General features: G+C 65.4%; 17 protein-coding genes. All 17 read right to left on the reverse strand.

Annotated features, from left to right (window positions below; translation table 11 throughout):
* Nucleotides 1–36: 36 nt before the first annotated feature.
* Nucleotides 37–1,494, reverse strand: coding sequence for a DUF1983 domain-containing protein (locus D7Y61_RS15140; RefSeq protein ID WP_180867330.1), 1,458 nt, complete (start codon nucleotides 1,492–1,494; stop codon nucleotides 37–39).
* Entirely contained in the window at nucleotides 1,491–6,437 is a 4,947-nt protein-coding gene (locus D7Y61_RS15145; RefSeq protein WP_180867333.1) for a tape measure protein, read from the reverse strand. The genes D7Y61_RS15140 and D7Y61_RS15145 overlap by 4 nt, the downstream gene beginning before the upstream one ends.
* An 8-nt stretch (nucleotides 6,438–6,445) precedes the next feature.
* Entirely contained in the window at nucleotides 6,446–6,598 is a 153-nt protein-coding gene (locus tag D7Y61_RS22800; RefSeq protein WP_414499145.1) for a hypothetical protein, read from the reverse strand.
* Between the two features lie 185 nt (nucleotides 6,599–6,783).
* Entirely contained in the window at nucleotides 6,784–7,143 is a 360-nt protein-coding gene (locus D7Y61_RS15155; RefSeq protein ID WP_049451748.1) for a hypothetical protein, read from the reverse strand.
* Between the two features lie 152 nt (nucleotides 7,144–7,295).
* Nucleotides 7,296–8,276 (reverse strand): phage tail tube protein, encoded by a 981-nt coding sequence (locus D7Y61_RS15160; protein ID WP_180867336.1) that lies wholly within the window; start codon nucleotides 8,274–8,276, stop codon nucleotides 7,296–7,298.
* Nucleotides 8,277–8,280: 4 nt separating this feature from the next.
* A complete protein-coding gene (locus D7Y61_RS15165; RefSeq protein ID WP_180867338.1) occupies nucleotides 8,281–8,457 on the reverse strand; it encodes a hypothetical protein in 177 nt (58 codons plus the stop codon).
* Complete coding sequence (locus tag D7Y61_RS15170) at nucleotides 8,454–8,903, reverse strand: phage tail terminator protein (RefSeq protein ID WP_180867341.1); 450 nt, start codon at nucleotides 8,901–8,903, stop codon at nucleotides 8,454–8,456. Before D7Y61_RS15170 ends, D7Y61_RS15165 begins: the two co-directional genes overlap by 4 nt.
* Nucleotides 8,900–9,406 (reverse strand): gp436 family protein, encoded by a 507-nt coding sequence (locus D7Y61_RS15175; protein WP_180867342.1) that lies wholly within the window; start codon nucleotides 9,404–9,406, stop codon nucleotides 8,900–8,902. The genes D7Y61_RS15170 and D7Y61_RS15175 overlap by 4 nt, the downstream gene beginning before the upstream one ends.
* Nucleotides 9,407–9,409: 3 nt before the next feature.
* Entirely contained in the window at nucleotides 9,410–9,760 is a 351-nt protein-coding gene (locus D7Y61_RS15180) for a hypothetical protein (protein ID WP_180867345.1), read from the reverse strand.
* Nucleotides 9,761–9,844: 84 nt separating this feature from the next.
* Nucleotides 9,845–10,744: a Mu-like prophage major head subunit gpT family protein gene (locus tag D7Y61_RS15185; RefSeq protein WP_180867348.1), complete on the reverse strand. Its 900-nt coding sequence runs from the start codon at nucleotides 10,742–10,744 to the stop codon at nucleotides 9,845–9,847.
* A 28-nt stretch (nucleotides 10,745–10,772) separates the two neighbouring features.
* A complete protein-coding gene (locus tag D7Y61_RS15190) occupies nucleotides 10,773–11,177 on the reverse strand; it encodes a hypothetical protein (protein ID WP_180867351.1) in 405 nt (134 codons plus the stop codon).
* A 42-nt stretch (nucleotides 11,178–11,219) separates the two neighbouring features.
* Nucleotides 11,220–12,332, reverse strand: a complete 1,113-nt coding sequence (locus D7Y61_RS15195) for a phage protease (protein WP_258010382.1) — start codon at nucleotides 12,330–12,332, stop codon at nucleotides 11,220–11,222.
* A 255-nt stretch (nucleotides 12,333–12,587) separates the two neighbouring features.
* Nucleotides 12,588–13,139 carry a phage virion morphogenesis protein gene (locus tag D7Y61_RS15200; protein ID WP_180867354.1) on the reverse strand — a complete coding sequence of 184 codons (552 nt, stop codon included), beginning with the start codon at nucleotides 13,137–13,139 and terminating at the stop codon, nucleotides 12,588–12,590.
* A gap of 141 nt (nucleotides 13,140–13,280) precedes the next feature.
* Nucleotides 13,281–14,480, reverse strand: coding sequence for a PBECR2 nuclease fold domain-containing protein (locus tag D7Y61_RS15205; RefSeq protein ID WP_180867356.1), 1,200 nt, complete (start codon nucleotides 14,478–14,480; stop codon nucleotides 13,281–13,283).
* A complete protein-coding gene (locus D7Y61_RS15210) occupies nucleotides 14,473–16,056 on the reverse strand; it encodes a DUF935 domain-containing protein (protein ID WP_180867359.1) in 1,584 nt (527 codons plus the stop codon). The genes D7Y61_RS15205 and D7Y61_RS15210 overlap by 8 nt, the downstream gene beginning before the upstream one ends.
* Nucleotides 16,050–17,696 carry a hypothetical protein gene (locus D7Y61_RS15215; RefSeq protein ID WP_258010384.1) on the reverse strand — a complete coding sequence of 549 codons (1,647 nt, stop codon included), beginning with the start codon at nucleotides 17,694–17,696 and terminating at the stop codon, nucleotides 16,050–16,052. Before D7Y61_RS15215 ends, D7Y61_RS15210 begins: the two co-directional genes overlap by 7 nt.
* Nucleotides 17,696–18,262: a phage protein Gp27 family protein gene (locus D7Y61_RS15220; RefSeq protein ID WP_180867362.1), complete on the reverse strand. Its 567-nt coding sequence runs from the start codon at nucleotides 18,260–18,262 to the stop codon at nucleotides 17,696–17,698. The genes D7Y61_RS15215 and D7Y61_RS15220 overlap by 1 nt, the downstream gene beginning before the upstream one ends.
* Nucleotide 18,263: the final 1 nt, after the last annotated feature.

Consider the following 18,263-nt stretch of genomic DNA (forward strand, 5'->3'; position numbering starts at 1 on the left):
CCGCTACTGCCTGGGGGATAACGTCGACCATATCGATTACCTCATTCCTGTGATCTGGGCGGTGACGCCTGTCAGGCGCCAGCTGCCCCAGCTGTTGGTTCCGCGGCTGACGCGGATGCGATACCGGCGTGCGGTCGACACGTAGCTGTCGGGCACGATCATCACGTTGGTGGGCTGCGTGGACGCGGCCAGGGTGAATGTCTTGGTGCGCAGATCCACCCAGTTGCCATTAATCAGGTACTGGATGGTGATCACGCCATCGCGGGAGTGGTCGCCATCGTTCTCCATCGACAGCTCGATCATCAGCACGGGCTGGTGGCTGTCGCCGTATCGGATGGGCGCGTCCAGGACAAACTCGGTTGTGAAGCCTGTGAAGTCGGCACTGAGGACGCCGGACCAGGTGAAGACCTGGGTCCGCTGGAATCGCCCGGAGATTGCCTCGGCAATCACGGTGCCACGCACCAGCACGTCGCCCGCGAACCGGGCCTGGCCAGTCTTCAGGATCTGCCAGCCACGATAGATGCCGGCACCTTCATCCCAGAGGAAGTTATCCGACTGGATCGTGTTGCCGATCATGGCGTTATTGATCCAGCCGTCACCAATGAAGGCTTGGTTGATGTAGACCTTGCCGTTGTTGATGATGAAAGGCGAATACACCGTGCCGTCGGAAGCCGTGGACAGCACGCCAAACGTGTCGGCCAGCGCCAGCACTTCACGCTGCACCAGGTCACCATCGGAGTAGACGCCCACCACGATGCCGGCCATGTAGTGCTTGCCGTTGATGTTCAGCTGTGTGCGGATCGAGTGGGACGCTTCCGATTTCCCATTGAGATCCGCTATCGCCTTCGTCGTCTCCTGTGCGATTGCTCGAATGGGCCCGGTTTCGGCAGCAACCGTGTCCTGGACCATGGCGCGCGCCTGGTCGACAGTCACCGAGGTTTCCTCCACGTGGGCGATGTACGCGCGGTTCTGCCGCGTGCCGTTGGCCAGTTCGTACTGCTCCAGGGCCTGCTTAACGATCGTTTCCGAGTTGACATCAATGCCGTCGATCGCGGTAACGAGCTGCTGCCCGATTTCCGACTGTTTGATGTGGTCGACAATCTCCTGCATCCCCGGCACGTCCTTGGACTGGCCGTTTGCGATGCCGCCCAGCCCCGGCCGGCCATTCACGCTGGCCGTTACACGGAAGTACCACAGCCCATCGCGCGGACCGGTGTACAGGTAGCGAGTCGCCGAGGTGCGGGCAATCTCTGCCCACGGCCCGGTAGCTGCGCGCGATCGCTCGATGATGTACTGGACGTAGCCCACACGGACGGGCTCCCATTCCAGGAGGATGCCATCAGCCACTGGCGTGGGCGTGACTTCCGGGATCGGTGGCACCACTGCAGGCGGGGTGTAGACCGCCTGCGACCAGTTGCCCGCAGGAGCGACTGCCGGCGTCACCACCGGCAGGGGAATGTCGCCGATTTCCAACAGCAGTACAGGACGCGTCATAGGTCGTTCAAAGCCCGTTGTTCTGTGCTGCGGCCCAGTGCCCGGATGCCGTCACGGATCTCGACCAGGAGCGGCTCCGAAGGACCGTAGCCGGGTGAGGTCATCTCGCCAGGGGCGCTGGAGCTGCGGCCACCGAAGGAGGCGGTGGGCAGTGCCTCGCCCCGCAGGGCGGCAACCATCGCCTGGGCAATGCGAGTGGGCAGATCGTTGAGGATCTCGGCCAGGTCACTGAGGTCGGTGTTCTGCGCGGTGAGGTACTCCGACAGTTCGGCGATCGACAGGCCCAGATCCTTGGCCAGGTCTTCCGGGGTCATGCCCGTGGTGTTGCGCAGGATCTCCAGCGGATCACCGCCCTTGACGCCGGCAAGGTCGGCCACGCCCTGGGCGATGCGCTGCGCACGATCCAGTCGCGCTGCGGCCTCCTGCTGCGCCTGCAGGGCCTCGCGCTGGGCATACAGCTGCTCCAGGGAGTTGGCGCTGCCATCGGCTCCGAACTGTTGCGCCATCCGCATCACCTCGGCGTAGTCGGCCTGGTAGCGAGAGCCGGATGCGTTCATGGCGCGGCTCACTTCCAGGAATCGCTGGGCGTAGGTGATGAAGCTGTCCACATTGCCGCTGGCAGCGGCGCTGCTCATCAGATCCGAAGCGGTGGAGCGCTTCTGCGCATCGGTGTTGACCGAAAGCGTGTCGCTCAGGCGCAGGGAATTGAGGAAGTCGCCCAGCTTGTCGCTCGCGCCCTCTGCCGAGCCACCCAAGCGCTGGATCTGATCGTTGACGCGATTCAGCGCCAGGTCGACCAGCTCGGACTGCAGCGACTTCACCAGGTCGTTTGCCTTCTGTTCGGCTGCCTGGCGCACGGCCATCAAATCGGACTCGCGTGCCGACAGGCCGCCGAGTGCCTTGGCCTGTTCCTTCAGCGTCGCAATGCGCTGCTGCTCTTCGCGGCGGATGGACAGCATGGATTTAGCAAACGAGCTGAGCCCTGCGGTGGCCACGTCCTCCTGGGCCGATGCAGCCACCTCGGCGTAGCTCTTGGCTGCGCTGGCCATCGCCTCGGTCTGCTCGGTGAGCGTCCGGCCCGATTCCTTCGCCATGCGCTGGAACACGTCCAGGGTGGCGGACAGCTCTTCTACAGATCCATTGGTCAAACCAACCGCGCCTGCGGCGGCGCCCATGATGTCGGTCGCCTCGAAGCCCTTGTCCATCAGGCTCGACAACCCCAGCGCCTTGACTGCCTCGCCCGACAGGTTTGCCACCATCTTGTTGACGGCATCTTCGAGCTGGGCCTTTGCCTTCTCCGGGTCTGCATCCAGCTGCAGCTTGCCGATATCCACGCGCACGTTGGCCAGGTGGCCGCTGACGTCCATCCCGAGCTGCTTGGCCAGCTCGGAAACGCCGCTCTTCACCTGGGCCGCCGCCGAGCTGAAGAGCTGGCTGATGCCTGGATCGACGTCGCCGTACTGGGTCCACTTCTTATCGCTGCGGAACCAGCCGCCCTTTTGCTTGATGTCGGCGTAACTCCGGCCGGAGAACCCATCAAACCCATACGAGCCCTCAATGCCTTGGCCAGTGACCTTGGGCGCCTGGCGACCGAAGGCGCGCGACCACAGGGCGCTGCCCGAGATCAGCGACGCGGCCGAGCTGCCCAGGCCAATGCCCTTCAACAGGCGATCAACCGCGCCGATGCCGGCCGTCATGGTGCCCAGGACGGGGCCGAGGAAGTTTCCCTTGGCGGTCGACTTGAAAAGGGTCTCGGTCATGTCGGTGGTCTGACCGTCCATGTTCCAGCCCTGCTTGTAGAAACTGCTGTTGAGCATCATGCCGGCCGCAATCCACCCAGCGATCGGGATCGCGGTCAGTCCCGCCAGTGCGCCCGAGCCGGCGCCAGCACCCGCGCCTGCAGCGCTGCTTGCTGCGCCGGCACCGGTCAGGATGCCGCTGTTGGCGCCTGCAATCCCGGCCAGGTTGCCCACGTTGCCAAAGCCCATCATCGAGCCTGCCCAGCTGTTGGCGGCAGCGCCGGCACCGCTGGCCACGCCGCCACCCTTGCCGAACAGACCGGCGATGCTGCTCAGCCAGTTGCCGCCGCCACTACCACCACTGAACAGGCTGGAGGTGCCCTTGCTCAGCATCTGGTTGAACATGTCCTGCATCGGGCGGACAAAATTCTGCTCCATTACCGTCCTGGACAGGTCGCGCCAACCGCGCTTGAAGATGTCCTTCAGCTGGTCGAAGAAGCTCTTGGATTCATCCAGGCCATCGTCGAACGCATCGATCAGCAGATCGGCAATGCCGCCCACGGTGTCGCCGCCGACACGCGCCAGTTCTTCCAGGTAGCCCGCATTGCGCTCGACCTGGATGGACAGATCGGCGTAGGCGGCCGCCTGGTTGACCAGGCTCTGAGTCATCTCCGCATTGATGCCCGCGCCGGCCTCGTTGGCCTCGTTGATGGCCTGGCGCATGTCGTGCTCGGCGCGCATCTGGCGCTGCGCACGCTCCCGAGCGTCGCCCAGCAGACCCAGAACCTGCAGCTCGGTCGACATGTCGCCCAGCAGCGCCTGCGGGGCCTGCTGCCGGCGATTCAGCTCCTGCGTCTGCTTGGCCAGCTCTGCGGCTGACGCCTTGACCAGGTCGTTGCGGGCGGCCTGGGTGATGTTGCCCTTGGCCAGCTCTTTGTCCAGCTCGGCCTCGCGCTGCTTCTGGCGTTCCTGGGCAGCGGCAAGGGGGCCGCGCAGCTCGGCAGCAGTGAGCGCCGCCTCTGCGGTGTACCGGGCCTGCGTTTCGATCAGCTGGTCGCGCTTGCGCTTGGCTTCTTCCGCCTTGCGCTCGCTGTCCGTATCAGCCTTGGTGGCTGCCTGGGTGGCCTTGGTCTGGCGCTCGATGGACAGCGTCAGCGCGATGGCCTGCTCGTTCTTGGCCCGCAGCTTCTGATAGTCGGCGCTGGTCGGGTCGAGGCCCTGAGCTGCGGCGCTGGTGATGAACTCGGCGCGCATACGAGCTGCCTTGCCCTGGGTCTGTTCGATCAGCTGCAGCTGCAGCGTGTTGATCTGCTTGTCCAGACCCTCGTTGACCGACAGCAGCGCGGCCTTGATCGCCGCACCCGACGCCTGCGCGGCGCTGGCCACCTTGTCGAAGCTGGCGCTGGCCAGGCGGTTGGCGGTGTCCACGTTGAACTGCTCAGTCGCCCACTTGGTCAGCAGTGGCATGTTCTGCTGCAGCGTCTGGCCAGAGGTGGCCTGGCGCTTCAACAGCTCTTCCAGGGACGCTCGCTGGGTGTTGGTGGCATTGGTAATGCCGGCGGACTTCAGCACCAGGTCAGCGGCAACGTCGATCGACCGCTCGTAGCCGGCCGTCAGCTGCTCCTGGCGCACGCGGGCAGAGTCGAGTGCATTGGCGGCGGACTGCAAATCCTTGTCGAAGCCTGGCGGGGTGTTGCCCGTGCGGGCCATCCACATGTTCTTAGCGCTCACCAGGTCGGCGTACCGCCTGCGCAGCTTGTCCACTTCCTCGCCAGCCTTATCGAGCGTCTCGATGGACCCGGCCAGGTTGGCGAAGGAAGCGTTGGCGGTTTCCTGGTTGAAGCCTTGCAGCGTGCCAATGGCGGCCTGGAACCCCGCCGTCACGGTTTTGGACAGCTCCTTGGCTTCCTTATCGCTGTTGCGCAGCCACAGGACGAACAGCGACAAGGCGGTGATGGCCAGGCCGACCGGCCCACCGAATGCGCCCATGGCCACGTTGAGACCGCGCATCGCCGCTGCCTTGGCAGTCAACGCGACCGAGGCGCCCTGGGCAGCGGCGGCGGTACGCAACTGCGCCGCCGCCAGCGCCTGCTCGGCGGCGACCGTGCCACCGGCCGCGCTCATGCCGGCGCGCGCCAGGGAGAGCTGGCCAGCGGCCTGCACTTCGGCAGCACGGGCGGCCACCAGCTCCTGCCGGGCCAGCTCGCGACTGGCGGCGGCGGATGCGATCTTCGCCGCCGTGGCCTGCAGCACGTTGGCCACCAGCTTGCCGCCGAAGGCCACCGCCAGCACGTTGGCTGCCTCGCCCACCGCTTCCATGTTCTGGGCGAGGAAGGCCACGCCCTCGGCCAGGCCGCTGCCCGCGCCCAGCTCCTGGGAGGCTTCGCCGATGTAGCGCGTGACGCTGTTGCGCAGCTGGACCATGGCCCGCTCGACCGTCAGCGGGATCTGGTTGAACTCGGCCTGGATCGTGGCCGATTGGTTCTCCAGGGCGCCGACGATCTTGTCGATCGACACCGCACCGTCGTTGACCATCTTCCGCAGCTCGCCCGCCGAGACGCCCAGTCCATCTGCCAGCGCCTGTGCCAGGCGCGGCGAATTCTCGATGACCGAGTTGTACTCTTCCGCCCGCAGCACGCCGCCTGCCAGCGCCTGGGTGAACTGGGTGATCGTGTTGGACGCGGCGACTGCACTGGCACCGGAGATGGCGAAGGTGCGGTTGATCGACTCAGTCAACGCCAACTGGCGCTGCTGGCTGATGCCGTACTCCTTCGTAGACTGCGAAAGTCGCGCATACAAGGTCGCGGTACTCTCCAGCGCGGTCGAAGTGCGCTGGGAGATGTTGAACACCTCTGACTGAGCCTGGGCAAACGCCTTGTGGCCGTCCGTGGCAAGCTTCAGACGCCCGCTGATGTTGGCGTATTCGTCCGACAGCTTGACCACCGACGCCAAAGCCTGGGCGCCGACAACACCGGCCACAGCGGTGCGGGCGACGTTCACCACCGCGCCCATGGCGGAGACCTTGCGGGCGGCTTGGTCCGACGCGTTGCCCAGAGAGGAAACGCCGGCAGCACCAGCGCGTGCCTGCTGGCCCATGGCCGCCGATGCTTTACCCAGTTGCGCCACTTCCTCCCTGGATTGGCGCGTGACAGGCACCAGCCTGCTGTTGTCGGCGGTCAATCGAAGGGTGACGGTAGGGTTCACTGGGGCACCTATGCGGCCTCGGAGCGGGCCTCGCGGGTTGCCTGGATCAGCACGTCCAGGCAGAACAACAGATCTGGGTATTCCTCGCGTTCTACGCCGAGTAGACCCGCAGCGGCGCTAATTTCCGTGGCGCTGATGCCGTCGTAGACGGGGGCGTGCATACCGGTGATCCACTGAGGCCTGCAGCGTTGGAACACCGCCACCGCCGTCCAGTTGAAGAACAGGACTTCGATCGCCTCAACCGCAGCTTCCGCATTGCCACCGTCACGCAGGAAGTCCGTCGCACTGACGGCAGAATCGGGTTCATGGTCCCGATCGCTGCCGCCAGTGCGGGGACCCTTCCCAACTAGCGCCCGCGCGACGGCTTGGAGTTTTTTACGCGGACTTCGCCGTACTGCTCCCAGTAGTCCTGGAGGATGGCGTTCTGCAGGTAGGTCGACCACGGGCCGGTGTAGACCTCGGCCAGGGCGGCATCGCCCTCGATCGGATTGCCGTTTTCATCGCCGAGACCGGACACGGACACCAGGATCTGACGCAGATACTCGGTGTCGTGGATTTCGGCGTCGGCCAGATCCTTCAGCTGTTCCTTGGTCAGGATCTTGACGCCGACCGTGATGGTGCCTTCGTTGAAGGTGTCCGGATTGTCGGTCGGCAGCCGCAGCTTCACCGGGCGGGACACAGTGGCGGTTTTCTTGAGTTTCAGCATGGGGTTGAATCCTTTAGGGAAGGTAGTTCAATGCCCGTTTGAACGGGACAGGAACACTTTGCCTGCGCGCTTTGCGCGATCGGGATTAACAACCGTTAGTGCAAAAAAGAAGCCCCGCGCGTGGCGGGGCTAATGGGCGGAGTGTAGCTCGCTTACGGGGTGGAATCGCCGAATTCGATGTACAGCTCGTCGCCGCCGGCATCGCTGGCCACACACGGGCCGGACAACTCCCAGCCATAGTCGCCATCGATCTCCACCTCGTTGATGGTGTCGATCTGTCCGCGAATGCCCAGCTCGCTGTACAGCTTGCTCTGCTCGGTCAGGCGCAGCGAGATGGCCAGCGGGGTTGCAGCATCGCGCAGCGTCCAGGGATTGAAGTCGGCCAGGGCGGTCCTGGCCAGACGCAGCGTCCAGGTCGGCGCGCGATCGGTGATGCCGGTTTCCTTGTGCGAGGTGTATTCCTTGGGGGTGATCGTGTTGCCCAGGTCCACCGAGAGCGACTTGGCCCACACGGTCAGCGCAGCGCCGCCCGGCAGCACGCTGATCGTGGTCACGGTGTTGTCCGCCCTGGCGACGGTGGGGACCGTGGTCGGCAGGACGATTTCCGGCAGGGCGTCCTCGGCGATGGTCTCGTAGTCGCCCTGGACGCGAACGTTGCCCTTGAAGCGATCGCCGACAGTGATGGCCAGGCTGGTCAGGTTGTGGCGGGCCGCCTGCACGTGCTTCAAGGTGCCGGCGTGCCAGAACTTCGCATCGCTCAGCGCCATGTTGGTGCTGATGGGGTTGTAGCGAGTGGTTTTCTCCGTGGCGTCCTTGACCACGGTCATGCCGGCCGGCAGCAGCAGCACACCGCAGTCGGGGTCGCTGTCGGCGGCGCCGCCAGGCGAGGTCGGCGGGTACAGTTCAAACTCGCCCTCAATGTAGGCGCGGCGCGCGCCCACAGCGAAGGGCTGGCCGGTCAGGAAGGGGCGGTCGATAGGGCGTTCGATCTTGTCGAACTCGGTCCCGCTGGTGCCGTTGAAGAGCAGGACGCCATTGGTTGCGGGCGCCGGCACGACAGGACTGCCGGCAGCGGCGCGCACGGCCAGCGCCAGGCCGCGACGCTTGAAGGGTTCGAGTTGGGGCTGTGCCATGGGGCTATTCCTCGGTGGGCGATGTGGTGGTGTTGGTCCGCTGGCGCGGAGGCTTCGCCGGATCGGTGGTGACCTTCGGCGTGACCTGGGGCGGCGTGGGACTCGCCTTGGCCTCATCGACCAAGGCGCCATCGATCACGCGCCAAGCGCCGCCGCTGGTCGGGGTGGGTTTGTTCGTCATCGGGATACCTGCATGCGGTAGTTGGTGGTAAGCACCTGCTGGTTGACGAGCCAGCCGGCCTTGAAGGCTTCGTCGCGGCCCGCCTGGAAGGAGAGCGCATCGAAGGCGTCGACCGGGGTCCAGCCGACCAGCGCCTGGCGCACGGCGGGAATCACTTCCTTGTCCATCTGATCGCGGGCGCCGGCGCCCGTCGCTTCCCCTGCATAGTTGCGGACGAACAGCACCACGCGAATCGTGACGTCGACATTCTGGATGTGCAGGGCATTCGTGGAGTATTTCGAGGGTTTCCCTACCTCGGCCGATGTCACGAACGCGGCCACGGCCGTCTTGGGCTGCTGCTCTAATGCGGTGCTGAGGTCGGCAGCGCTGCCCACTTCGAGCAGCACCTTGGCCTGCTCCTGGAGGCGGGCAACGATCGCCCCGACTGGGAAGGGGCCAACGGTCACGGCCGGCCGTCCCTGCCGAACACCTTGTTCCCCGGATGGATGAGGAAGTCGCCCAGGCCGGTGGTGCCGGTGGTCGGGTCGGCGCCCCCCAGGTGGAAGTCACCCTTGGCAATCAGCCGCAGAAAATTCATCGCATCTCGGTAGTCCCGCACGATAGGATCGGTGCGCTCATCTGACATGCGATCGCCGTGGAGCTGGTAGCGAACGATGCTCCGGGCCCACGTGGGCAGCATGGTGTCCATCTGCGCCAAGGGCAGCTGATAGCGCTTGGCCAGGTATCCGTCGATAAGTGCGCCGGCTTGGGCGATCGCTTCCTGGATTCGCGCCACGCACGCGTCGGCGCGGACGATTTCGGCGGGATCGAAGGCGCTACGATCACCCCCGCGCAGCGTGGCGTCCATCAGTGCGGCCGACACGGGACGTTGGTCCTTTGCCGTGGCCACCTGCGCCAGTTCCAGGGCGCCGGGGATCTCGGCCAGCTGCGTGAGGGTGATGTAGCTCATGGGTCAGACGTCCTTGCCCAGGTGCGCCTCGATCTGCGGCACGCGCTCGGCCGGCGCCAGCGCTTCCCAGGCTGCGGCATCCAGACCGGCCGCTGCCTGCGCCTTGACCTCGGCTTCGCCCCAGGCCTTCTTGCCGCCCGCGTTCTTGGTGGCCGCCTTCTCGCGAGCGATCGCCGCTTCGTCAGCGCTCGGCTCACCCTTGGCCTTGGTCTCCACGTCCTGGACGATCAGCTCCGGGTCACTCTTGATGGCGTCGAGCTGGCCTTTCTTCAGGTCGGCCACGTCGATGGTTTCACCCTGGCGGGTGAAGTGTCGGCCTGCGCGCCAACGGCCGCGCTCCTGCCTGGATTTCACGATGATCTGCTGATTGGCCACTGGCCACTCCTATTTTCGGATGAGGGAGAGGCCGGTTGCCCGAAGGCACCGGCCGGGGTGGTGTTACAGCAGCCAGGAAGAGTCTTCGACCTTGACCAGGCCTTTGAGGACGTTCTCTGCGCCGCTGGCCAAGGTCGACGCGCTGACCAGCTTGTCCGCCTTGAACTTCATGCCCGGCGTAACCACCAGCAGGCTGGGCTTGATGCCCAGCGGTCGGCCGTGGTCGCCCTTACGCTCAGCCATGGCGGTGTAGGCCGCCACCAGGTTCTCTTCGTTCAGTTCCTTGCGGCTGCCGTAGGCGAGCTGCCAAAAGCCGAAGCCGACGTTGCGGCGGCAATCGACGCCGTAGACGTACTCGGCGCGGTCAAACACGTTGTCGTCCGTCTCGCTGGTTTTGGCAACGAAGTTGGGCGCTTTGCGCTCCTGCAGGATGATCGGCTTCAGTACACGGGTGGTGTCCAGCAGATACCAGGCTTGGCCGTTGCCGCCGTTGTTGTCCCAGTTGCTCTGGGTGGTGGTCGTGCCATCCGCGCCCAGCACCGGGTGGTCGGTATCGAAGAAGTTCTGGCCGTCGTAGCACAGCGACACGTTGCCGTTGCGCAGCAAGCTGAAAACCAGCTCATCCGGGTGAGCTGCCACCGCTCGCCCCATCTCCTGCATCATCGGGGTGTAGATGCCGTACTGATCGTCCTCGATCTTGTCGCGCGGCACGCCGACGGTGCTTTCATACTTCTTGTTCTTGATCGTGTAACCGTGCGTCTCGATGCCATTGACGACGCGGTCACCGATCCACTCGCGCACGCTGGGGAACGCGCCCAGCCAGCCGTACTCTTCGGCACCGGTCGTGGACGGGACCGGAGTGGCGATGCTCAGGTGCTGCGAGGGAGCCTGGCCCAGGCCCTGGCGGAAGGCCGCGTTGAACGCGACATAGAGCCCGGACAGATTGGTGCGATTGATGATCATGCGAGGGGATTCCGAGTAAGGGAGGGAATTAGCCGACCAGGACCCAGACGCCAGCAGCGTCCACGTCGATGATCTTGCCGGCGACCTTGCGCGCGGCGCTGTTGTCGGTCTTGGCCACCGTCTGGTCATCGACCACGAAAGCCTTGGCTCCGATGTCGGCGCGGGTGATCTGATCGGCTGCGGCGCTGTTGGTGAAGTGGAATGCGTAGCCACGCCAGGCGTCCGCCTGGGCGGCGCCATCGCCGAATCCATCGTCCTGGGCAACGCCGACTGCATCGCCCGAGCCGGCGGTTCCGGCCGGCACGGCGTTGCCGTTGGTGGTGAGAAGTGCGATCAATGTGCCGGCCCAAATCTGGGTGCCGGGGTTGATGAGGTGGCCCACGCGCTGAGCATCGCGGCGGTTCGTGTTGCGGCCCTGGGTGGCAGCGGTCATAGCGGTGTCCTTCTATATAGGCGTGATGGAGGCCTGCCGCTGTCAGGCGGCTGGCTTGGCGGCAGCGAAGTCCTTCGGGCTGATGCCGGTCGCCGAGCAGATGGCCAGCTCACCCGCATCCAGACCATGCTCATCCTTGCCCTGGGCGCCGCCTGGCTTCCTGCCTTGGGTCTGGGTCTGGCTGAGAGCGGCGATTGCCGGGGCGCTGGCCAGATACTTGTTCAGCGCGGCAATGTCGGACTTGCCCAGGTCAGTGGCCCACTCCTTCAAGGCGGGCAGGATGCGACCTTCGGCCAGACCCTGCTCGACCAAGGCGGTGACCTTCTCGTTGGTGCGCTCCGCACTGAGCGCGGCCAGCTGGCCACGGATCTCTTCCACCGCGCTCAGCGGCACGAACTTGGTCGGGTCCGGCTTGGCGGACGCCGCCTTCAGGGCCGAACAGGCAGCCAGCGCGCCGCCTTCATCAACACCCAGCTCGGTGGTCAGGCTCTCCAGCGTGGCCAGCTTCGGGCCGAGCTTGCTGCAGGCGGCAATGGCCTGCTCTTCGGTGGTGGTGTCGGGCAGTTTCAGTGCAGCCAGGATTGCTGCGAGCAGGGCATTCATTGGGTGGTCCTCTGTGTCGGTATGGAACGCGAACGTGGCAGCCGCACGCAGGGATAGGGCCTGCATGTCATCGATCGCGGGGGTGTTGGTGATGGCGGCCATCTCGATCGTCAGCACCTCGCCGGTCTTCTCATCGAAGCGGAAGACCGGCGATACGTAGCGGTACTCCTCGGCGTCGATTGCAGCGAGTGCGCGAGCCGTTGGGCGGGCAATAGCCCAGAGGCCGGAACCTTCGCGCCATTGCAGCGCACGCATCCAGGCAGCGGCCGGCGCAGGCTGCCCGTTGGTTTCCTTGTTGAGGGTCTGATGCTCGTAATCGACGACGAGCGGCTTGTTCTTGGCGTTGAAGCGGGCGATGACGCGTTCGGCCACCGCCGCATCGATGTACCAGGCCGATACCGGCAGTTCGCGGCCATCGTTGGGCCGGAACTCGCCTGCAGGCGTCAGCTGCATTTCGATGGTTCCGTCATCGGCAAGGCTCAGCGGCAGCTTGAAGCTGCACGCGGCGATCGCGACGTTCAAGGGCATGGGGGTCTGGGCTGGCTTGGTCATCCCAGCCAGATTGGCCGGTCGACTGAGCGGATCGGGATTAACATCCGCTAGTGCAGATGGGGGGCAACTGCCCTCGCGCCATCGAGCCCAAACTGTACACGTTCTGCAAAAAATCGGCCGTTCGTCGCAACGCCACCTTCACTGCCGACCGCAACAGCGTTTGAAAGGCGTTTAAATCGCCCCTGAGCGCCTCGGACGGGGTGGCCTCGGACGGTGGCCGCGCTCAGGGGGTCTCAGGGGCCCTGTGGGGCCGTTTTAGGCGGGGGGCAAATTTCCGGCTTCTGCGTCCAAGTCCAGCCAGGCAACGGCAAGCTGTTCGATCGCCTCGGCATCGGTCTCGCTGATGCCCAGGAAGGGACGCGCGGGCAGTCCTGGATGGTTGACCTTTTTGACGAACCCCGGCGACTCCTTCCCGTCCTTGCCGGTACGCATCTGCATGCCTGGCCAGAACAGCGCCTTGCCCGGCTTGGCTTGGATGACATACGGGTCTGTGCCCTCCTGGTGCCACCTGGCCTGCCTGGAGTCGGCGCGGATCTCCACCCAGTCCACGCCCGATAGGGGATGGATGCCATCCCTGGTGCGGTGCGTCGCGTTCAGCGGCGTGCGGCCTGACCCATCTGCCAGTGGCTGCCAGGCGACGCCGTCAGGGCCGATGCCCGTGTCGAATCGGGCTTGGGTGCTCTCGGTCAGGTCTTCGCCGATCTGGGCCATCAGGCCACTGAGGTCGGCGCTGCGGCGGTGCAGTTCGCCAAACCAGCGCTGCGCCTGGTCGGCATCTACCTGGAGAATCAGGGGCTCGTCAGCCATGGTATTCTCCGGCCACGGACCAGGGACCAGCCGCCCCTGGTGTAGCGGCCCCAGAGCCGCAATCCTTCCACAGGGTGGGCCAGCCCCCGAGGCCCTGCAGGAAGCGCCGCAGAGCGAGCTGGCGCGTCTGTGAGCAAAGGCTCATCCTTCCGACCTTCCCCATACCAACACCCCTTGCCGCGATCGCGGCTGTGGCTTGTTGCCCCGGAAGAAGTCGAACGAGCCCCATACGCCGCCTGGCAGCACTTCGGCGATGACGGTCAACGCATAGCGCTTCGCCGCCGCGCCTTCACCCTCGGTCACTTCAACCCGCTTGACGTAGTAGCGGCGCAGGCCGACCTTGCCGGCGTCGTTCTGGGCGAAGTTGGCCCAAATCTCGAACGGCGCCTGGATGGTCTCGGCCAGGAGCGGCAGGTACTTCTCCCGACCATCCAAGCGCGAGGGCTTCTCCAGCCAGTGCTCGATCACCTGGTCGGTCAACAGCACCGGGTCGCCTGCAGGATCGCGCAGGGTTGAGGTCTCGCCGTACAGCTCGCGCCATACCTGGCGCACACGCTGCGGGTCTCGGATGCCGCTGGCCAGGGGCTGAGCTGCGGCAGCATCAAGCGGAACCTGCGCCGGTCGTCCGTACTCCGCAGCGGTCTTGCCCGGCAGCTCGGACCACTTCGCCGCCGCGTCCTTGGCCAAGGCAGCATCGGCGATCTGGCGACCGTTGGCTGCATGCCCCACGTGATAGGCCCACTCCGGTGGCGGGTCGCCCAGGACAGAGGCAGGCCGTTCGCTGACCTTCCAGCGCATCGCGCGCATCTTGGCCTCCGACACGCCGATCACCGTGCAGTGGCAGCCCCAGCCGTTGGGCGTGTAGTGCGTGTCCCACCATGGGTCGGTCGACGGCAGGATGATCCCGTCCCAAGCCTTGTGCTGCTCGCGGGGATTGCGCACGGTGTTGTGCTTGTAGCGCAGGTAGGGAAAGTGGCGCAGGGTCTCCCATCGACCCGCCTGGTAGGCGGTTCGGATGTTGGTGTTGTAGATGACCGCCGTGCGCCAGGCCTGGCCGCCCGGACTGCCTTCGCCCGTCCAGCCGACCCAGCCGTTGCGCTGGACGATGTCGCGGAATCTTGCGCGGAAATCCTCCAGGGTCTCGCCCTTGGTGATCGCAGCATCCACCGCCTCGCGCAGATCCGTCAGCAGGGCATCACGGGTGGCACCGGCAACCACAAAGGCCCGTGCGTGCTGGCCCTGCCAAAGGTCGTTCCAGCGCCGGGTGGGCAGATTGACCTTGTCGCGGAAATACCGCTCCGCCTCGGGGAGGCTGCCGAAGTTGCCCCGGATCTCAGCCACGGCTGTCTTCCAGCGCATCGAACATGCCGGCAGCGCCACCGATCGCCAGGGCGTGCTGCATGGCGCGGGTGAACTGATCGGCGCTCATCGTGGGCAGCAGATCGAGCAGACCCTGCCGGATGTGCTCCAGGTCCGGCGCGGTATCCACCAGCTGCTGGATCTTCTCGACCCAGTCGGCAATCAACGGGTCGATCTCACCGCCCACCAGGGCGGCCAACTGGTCTTCCCTGTCCTTGCCACGCGCAGCCTGCGAGGTGGCCGCCGCCAGGCCGGTGCGAGTGAGCGCAGCCACGCCTGCAGGAGCGGAGTCGGCGCCGTCGACCAGCACCGCCTCATCCGGGCCGGCCTCGGGAATGCCCAGCTCGGTGTGTACCCATGTCGGACTGATGCGCATGCCGAGTTTCACCAGGGGCGGCAGCGCGGTCGCGTAGGCGCCGATGTCCTTCGTTTCGGCGAGGTCGAAGGTGAAGCGCGGGCAGCGACGGCGATCGCCCTGCGGAAGGAGGCCGTTCAACATCGCCAACGGATAAATCAGGTCGCGCGTCAGCGTGGTGGCCACCTGCTTGGCGTCGGCGTCCTTCAGCTCCTTGCGCACCTCGTTGTGCACCTCGCCCAGGGCGTTGGTGCTGCTCTTGCCATCAGCCTGGCTGGTCAGCGTTCCGCCCAGGATCGCCTTGCTCTGGCTGCGCTCGCACCAGCTGATCATCAGCTCGAACGCCTTGGGGTCACCCTCAGCAACGGCAGGGAAATCCATGGTCATCCCTTCGGGGATGATGCCCGCCGCATTGTGGCCGATCTGCATCAGCGCCCGGAGCAGCGTCAGCTTCTCCTTCTCGGATGCACCTGGCGGATACTTGCCGATGCGCATCGGGATGCCGTAAATCTCCAGGAACTCGGCCAGGTCGCCGACGCTGTAGTTCTTGAACAGGTATGGCCATACCAGGACCCGGAACAGTGCCGAGCGCTCCAGATAGCCGCTTTTGGCACCATGGGTGTGGGTGATCCAGCCGTAGGGCTGGAGCGCTTCGCCCTCACCACTGCCGTCGCGCAGGCGGATCTCCTGCTGATAGCCACGTTTGAGCTGGAACCAGCTCTGCGGCCGGTGCAGGATCGACTTCGGTTGCCACTCGGCACCCAAGCGCTGCCACTCGATCTCCTGGCATGCAAAGCCCTTGCCGATCGCGTCGGTGGTGTCGAAGAGGATGCCCTCCAGGTTGTCCAGCGACTCCAGCGTTTCCTGCAGCTGCTCGGCATTCTTCTTCTCGGCCGCACTGGGATTCTTTGGGGGTGCAATCTTCCAAGACAGGCTGGCCACAGCGCGGCGGCGCTTAGACATCTCGGAATAGATGTGGGCGTCGCGCTCTTCCATGTCCTCGAACAGCTCGTACTGCCGGATGACGTCGCCTTGCTCGGCGGCCAGCATGATCGCGGCCAGACGCGAGGGCGTCAGGCCGCGCGAGGGGTGGCCCTGGAACTCGCGCTGTAGCTGGATCGCGTGGGCGGTTTGCGGCTCGGCTAGCTGAGCAATGCGGAGGGGCTGGCCATCGGGGCCGAGGATGCGGGAGTTGATCACCATGCTTCGGGTTCCGGAATAGAGAGGTCGTCGCCGTCATGAGAGACGGTGTCGTAGCCGCGGCTGCTGCGCGGCATTGGCGTCCAAGCCATTTCCGCACCTGGGTGCCGGCTGGCGTAGTACATGAGGGCAATGGCGATGCCGGCATCGCCGTGGCGCTGCCCACCGTCCTTGCCGGTGGAGCGCTCAGGCACGCGGGCAACGCCCTTTATCATCTTGATGGCGCGCAGGTCGCCCAGAACGTCCTTGTCGCGCGGGACGGCGATGGTGTCGTCCTCGAACGCCTGCTTCAGCGGGGGCATGTTCTCGCGATACCAGGTCTCCGTTGCCATGACGAGGGCGACACGGCTGTACCCGAACTCCTGGGCGAGGAACTCGGCCACGGCGTTGCCGTTGCCGCGCGCATCCACCGCTGCCTTGACGAAGCGCGGCAGGCGCTTGATGACGTACTGGGCCACCTGGTCCTGCTGCTTGTGCGGCATGTTCCGCAGTTCCAGCAGGAACGGGATGCGGCGACGCAGGCTCTGCTCGATCTGCGCTGGCACCATGACGGTCAAATCGCCCGAACGGCCGAAGTCCTGCCCGAACACGCTCTGTAGCTCCGGGTCCAGTGCGTCCAGTAGCGGGCCGACTTCCAGATCCAGCCATTCCTGGACGGCGGTGCGGCGCGCGTTATCTGACTGCTGCTCGAAGCCCTTGGGACAGGTGTAGCGCAGGACCGGTGCGCCGTACATGCGCTGTTCGACCAGGGCGGTGGTCAACCAAGCGCCCGAGCCCTGGCTTGGCACAACGTCCAGTTCTTCCTCGGCTGCCGAGCCGTAGAAGGCATAGACGCTGGCAACCCAAACGGCCTGGGCATCCACGTTCCATACCGCGCCCTTGCGCATGCAGACGCGGCCGTACAAACCCTGCTCGACAGCTTCCATAAACGTGATGCGGTGGACGCTGCCCTTTCGGCCACCCGCCCGAATCTCGTTCACCAGCTCGTTGAACGGGTTCTGATCGCCGTCATGGGTGCTGATCACACGGACCTTGCCGCCCCAGATCAGCAGCGCCAGGGCGGCCTTCAGCAGTTCGCCCAGGGCGCCGTGGAATGCGGCCTCATCGATGACCACCACGCCCTGCTTGCCGCGCAGGTTGGCCGGACGCGAGGACAGGGCCACGATGCGGAAGCCGCTGGCAAAGCGGATGGTGTAGGTCTTGATCGACTTTTCATCGTCGCCATCCTTGAAGACTTCTTCGCCTTCCTCGACGTCTTCGGCCACCTGGTTGAACACGCGCGCCCACATGGCGCAGGCCTCGATGTACTCGATGGCCATGTCCATGTTGTAGCCGATGTAGTACACGTTCATCCCGCCGCCCTGGCGGGACTTGGCGGCGGTCAGCACGTTGTCTGATGCTTCGGCCCAGGTGAGGCCTACGCGTCGGCTTTTCTCGGCCACCTTCAGGTCGCTGTCATCGGCAACCCAGTCCTGCTGGTACTTCAGCAGCACGGCGTCGATCGCGCTGTTGACCTCGACGGCGAGCGATGCCGGCAGTTCGTCCCGCAGCAGATCCTTGGCACGATCAGCCCGGTGGACGGCTTCTGCCAATGGAGTCTTGGTTGGCGCAGCCTTCGGGCGCACGGCGCTTGCGATGACCATCAGCCGATTCCCAGGATCTTCTTGCGGAACTCGTTGGCCCGCTCTTCGGACAGGCCACCCGACTTGACGACGTTCTCCAGCTTGGCGGCCTGCTCGCGCTGCAAGGCCTCGCGGGCTTCCTGCGCGATCGCACGGCGGACGTTGACGCTCATCCGCTGGGTATTCATCGCGTCGTTTGCAGCACGGGCCAACTTGCGGATGTCTTCGATGCTGGTCTCGTCGCTTTCGTGCGCTTTCAGCGCCGCGTTGGTTGCCAGAGTGGTGATGGCGTGGCCCAGCAGTGCGCCGGCCTTCTCGCCGACACCTTCGCCCAGTTCGCCCACCACCGCCTGGGCGGCAGCCTCGATGTCCCGCATGCGGGCGGTCATGGCTGAGATGCCCTGGTGATAGCGATGCAGCGCCGATTTCGATACTTCCGCTGCCGGCTCACCTGGGAACGTCTGTTGCAGCTCGGCGATCATCTCCGCCAACGTCAGGCGGTCCTCGCGGAGCAGGCGCTCCACATGGGCGCGCTGCTCGGGCGGCAGACGCTGGATGCTGGACTTTCCGCGACGTGGGGCAGTCATG

Source organism: Stenotrophomonas maltophilia (genome assembly GCF_013464485.1).
GTDB lineage: Bacteria > Pseudomonadota > Gammaproteobacteria > Xanthomonadales > Xanthomonadaceae > Stenotrophomonas > Stenotrophomonas maltophilia_AW.

Excerpts from the sequence above, each read along its gene's own strand:
- D7Y61_RS15140 (WP_180867330.1), bottom strand. The coding sequence starts at position 1,494 with ATGACGCGTCCTGTACTGCTGTTGGAAATCGGCGACATTCCCCTGCCG.
- D7Y61_RS22800 (WP_414499145.1), bottom strand. The coding sequence starts at position 6,598 with ATGCACGCCCCCGTCTACGACGGCATCAGCGCCACGGAAATTAGCGCC.
- D7Y61_RS15155 (WP_049451748.1), bottom strand. The coding sequence starts at position 7,143 with ATGCTGAAACTCAAGAAAACCGCCACTGTGTCCCGCCCGGTGAAGCTG.
- D7Y61_RS15160 (WP_180867336.1), bottom strand. The coding sequence starts at position 8,276 with ATGGCACAGCCCCAACTCGAACCCTTCAAGCGTCGCGGCCTGGCGCTG.
- D7Y61_RS15165 (WP_180867338.1), bottom strand. The coding sequence starts at position 8,457 with ATGACGAACAAACCCACCCCGACCAGCGGCGGCGCTTGGCGCGTGATC.
- D7Y61_RS15175 (WP_180867342.1), bottom strand. The coding sequence starts at position 9,406 with ATGAGCTACATCACCCTCACGCAGCTGGCCGAGATCCCCGGCGCCCTG.
- D7Y61_RS15185 (WP_180867348.1), bottom strand. The coding sequence starts at position 10,744 with ATGATCATCAATCGCACCAATCTGTCCGGGCTCTATGTCGCGTTCAAC.
- D7Y61_RS15190 (WP_180867351.1), bottom strand. The coding sequence starts at position 11,177 with ATGACCGCTGCCACCCAGGGCCGCAACACGAACCGCCGCGATGCTCAG.
- D7Y61_RS15195 (WP_258010382.1), bottom strand. The coding sequence starts at position 12,332 with ATGACCAAGCCAGCCCAGACCCCCATGCCCTTGAACGTCGCGATCGCC.
- D7Y61_RS15200 (WP_180867354.1), bottom strand. The coding sequence starts at position 13,139 with ATGGCTGACGAGCCCCTGATTCTCCAGGTAGATGCCGACCAGGCGCAG.
- D7Y61_RS15210 (WP_180867359.1), bottom strand. The coding sequence starts at position 16,056 with ATGGTGATCAACTCCCGCATCCTCGGCCCCGATGGCCAGCCCCTCCGC.
- D7Y61_RS15215 (WP_258010384.1), bottom strand. The coding sequence starts at position 17,696 with ATGGTCATCGCAAGCGCCGTGCGCCCGAAGGCTGCGCCAACCAAGACT.
- D7Y61_RS15220 (WP_180867362.1), bottom strand. The coding sequence starts at position 18,262 with ATGACTGCCCCACGTCGCGGAAAGTCCAGCATCCAGCGTCTGCCGCCC.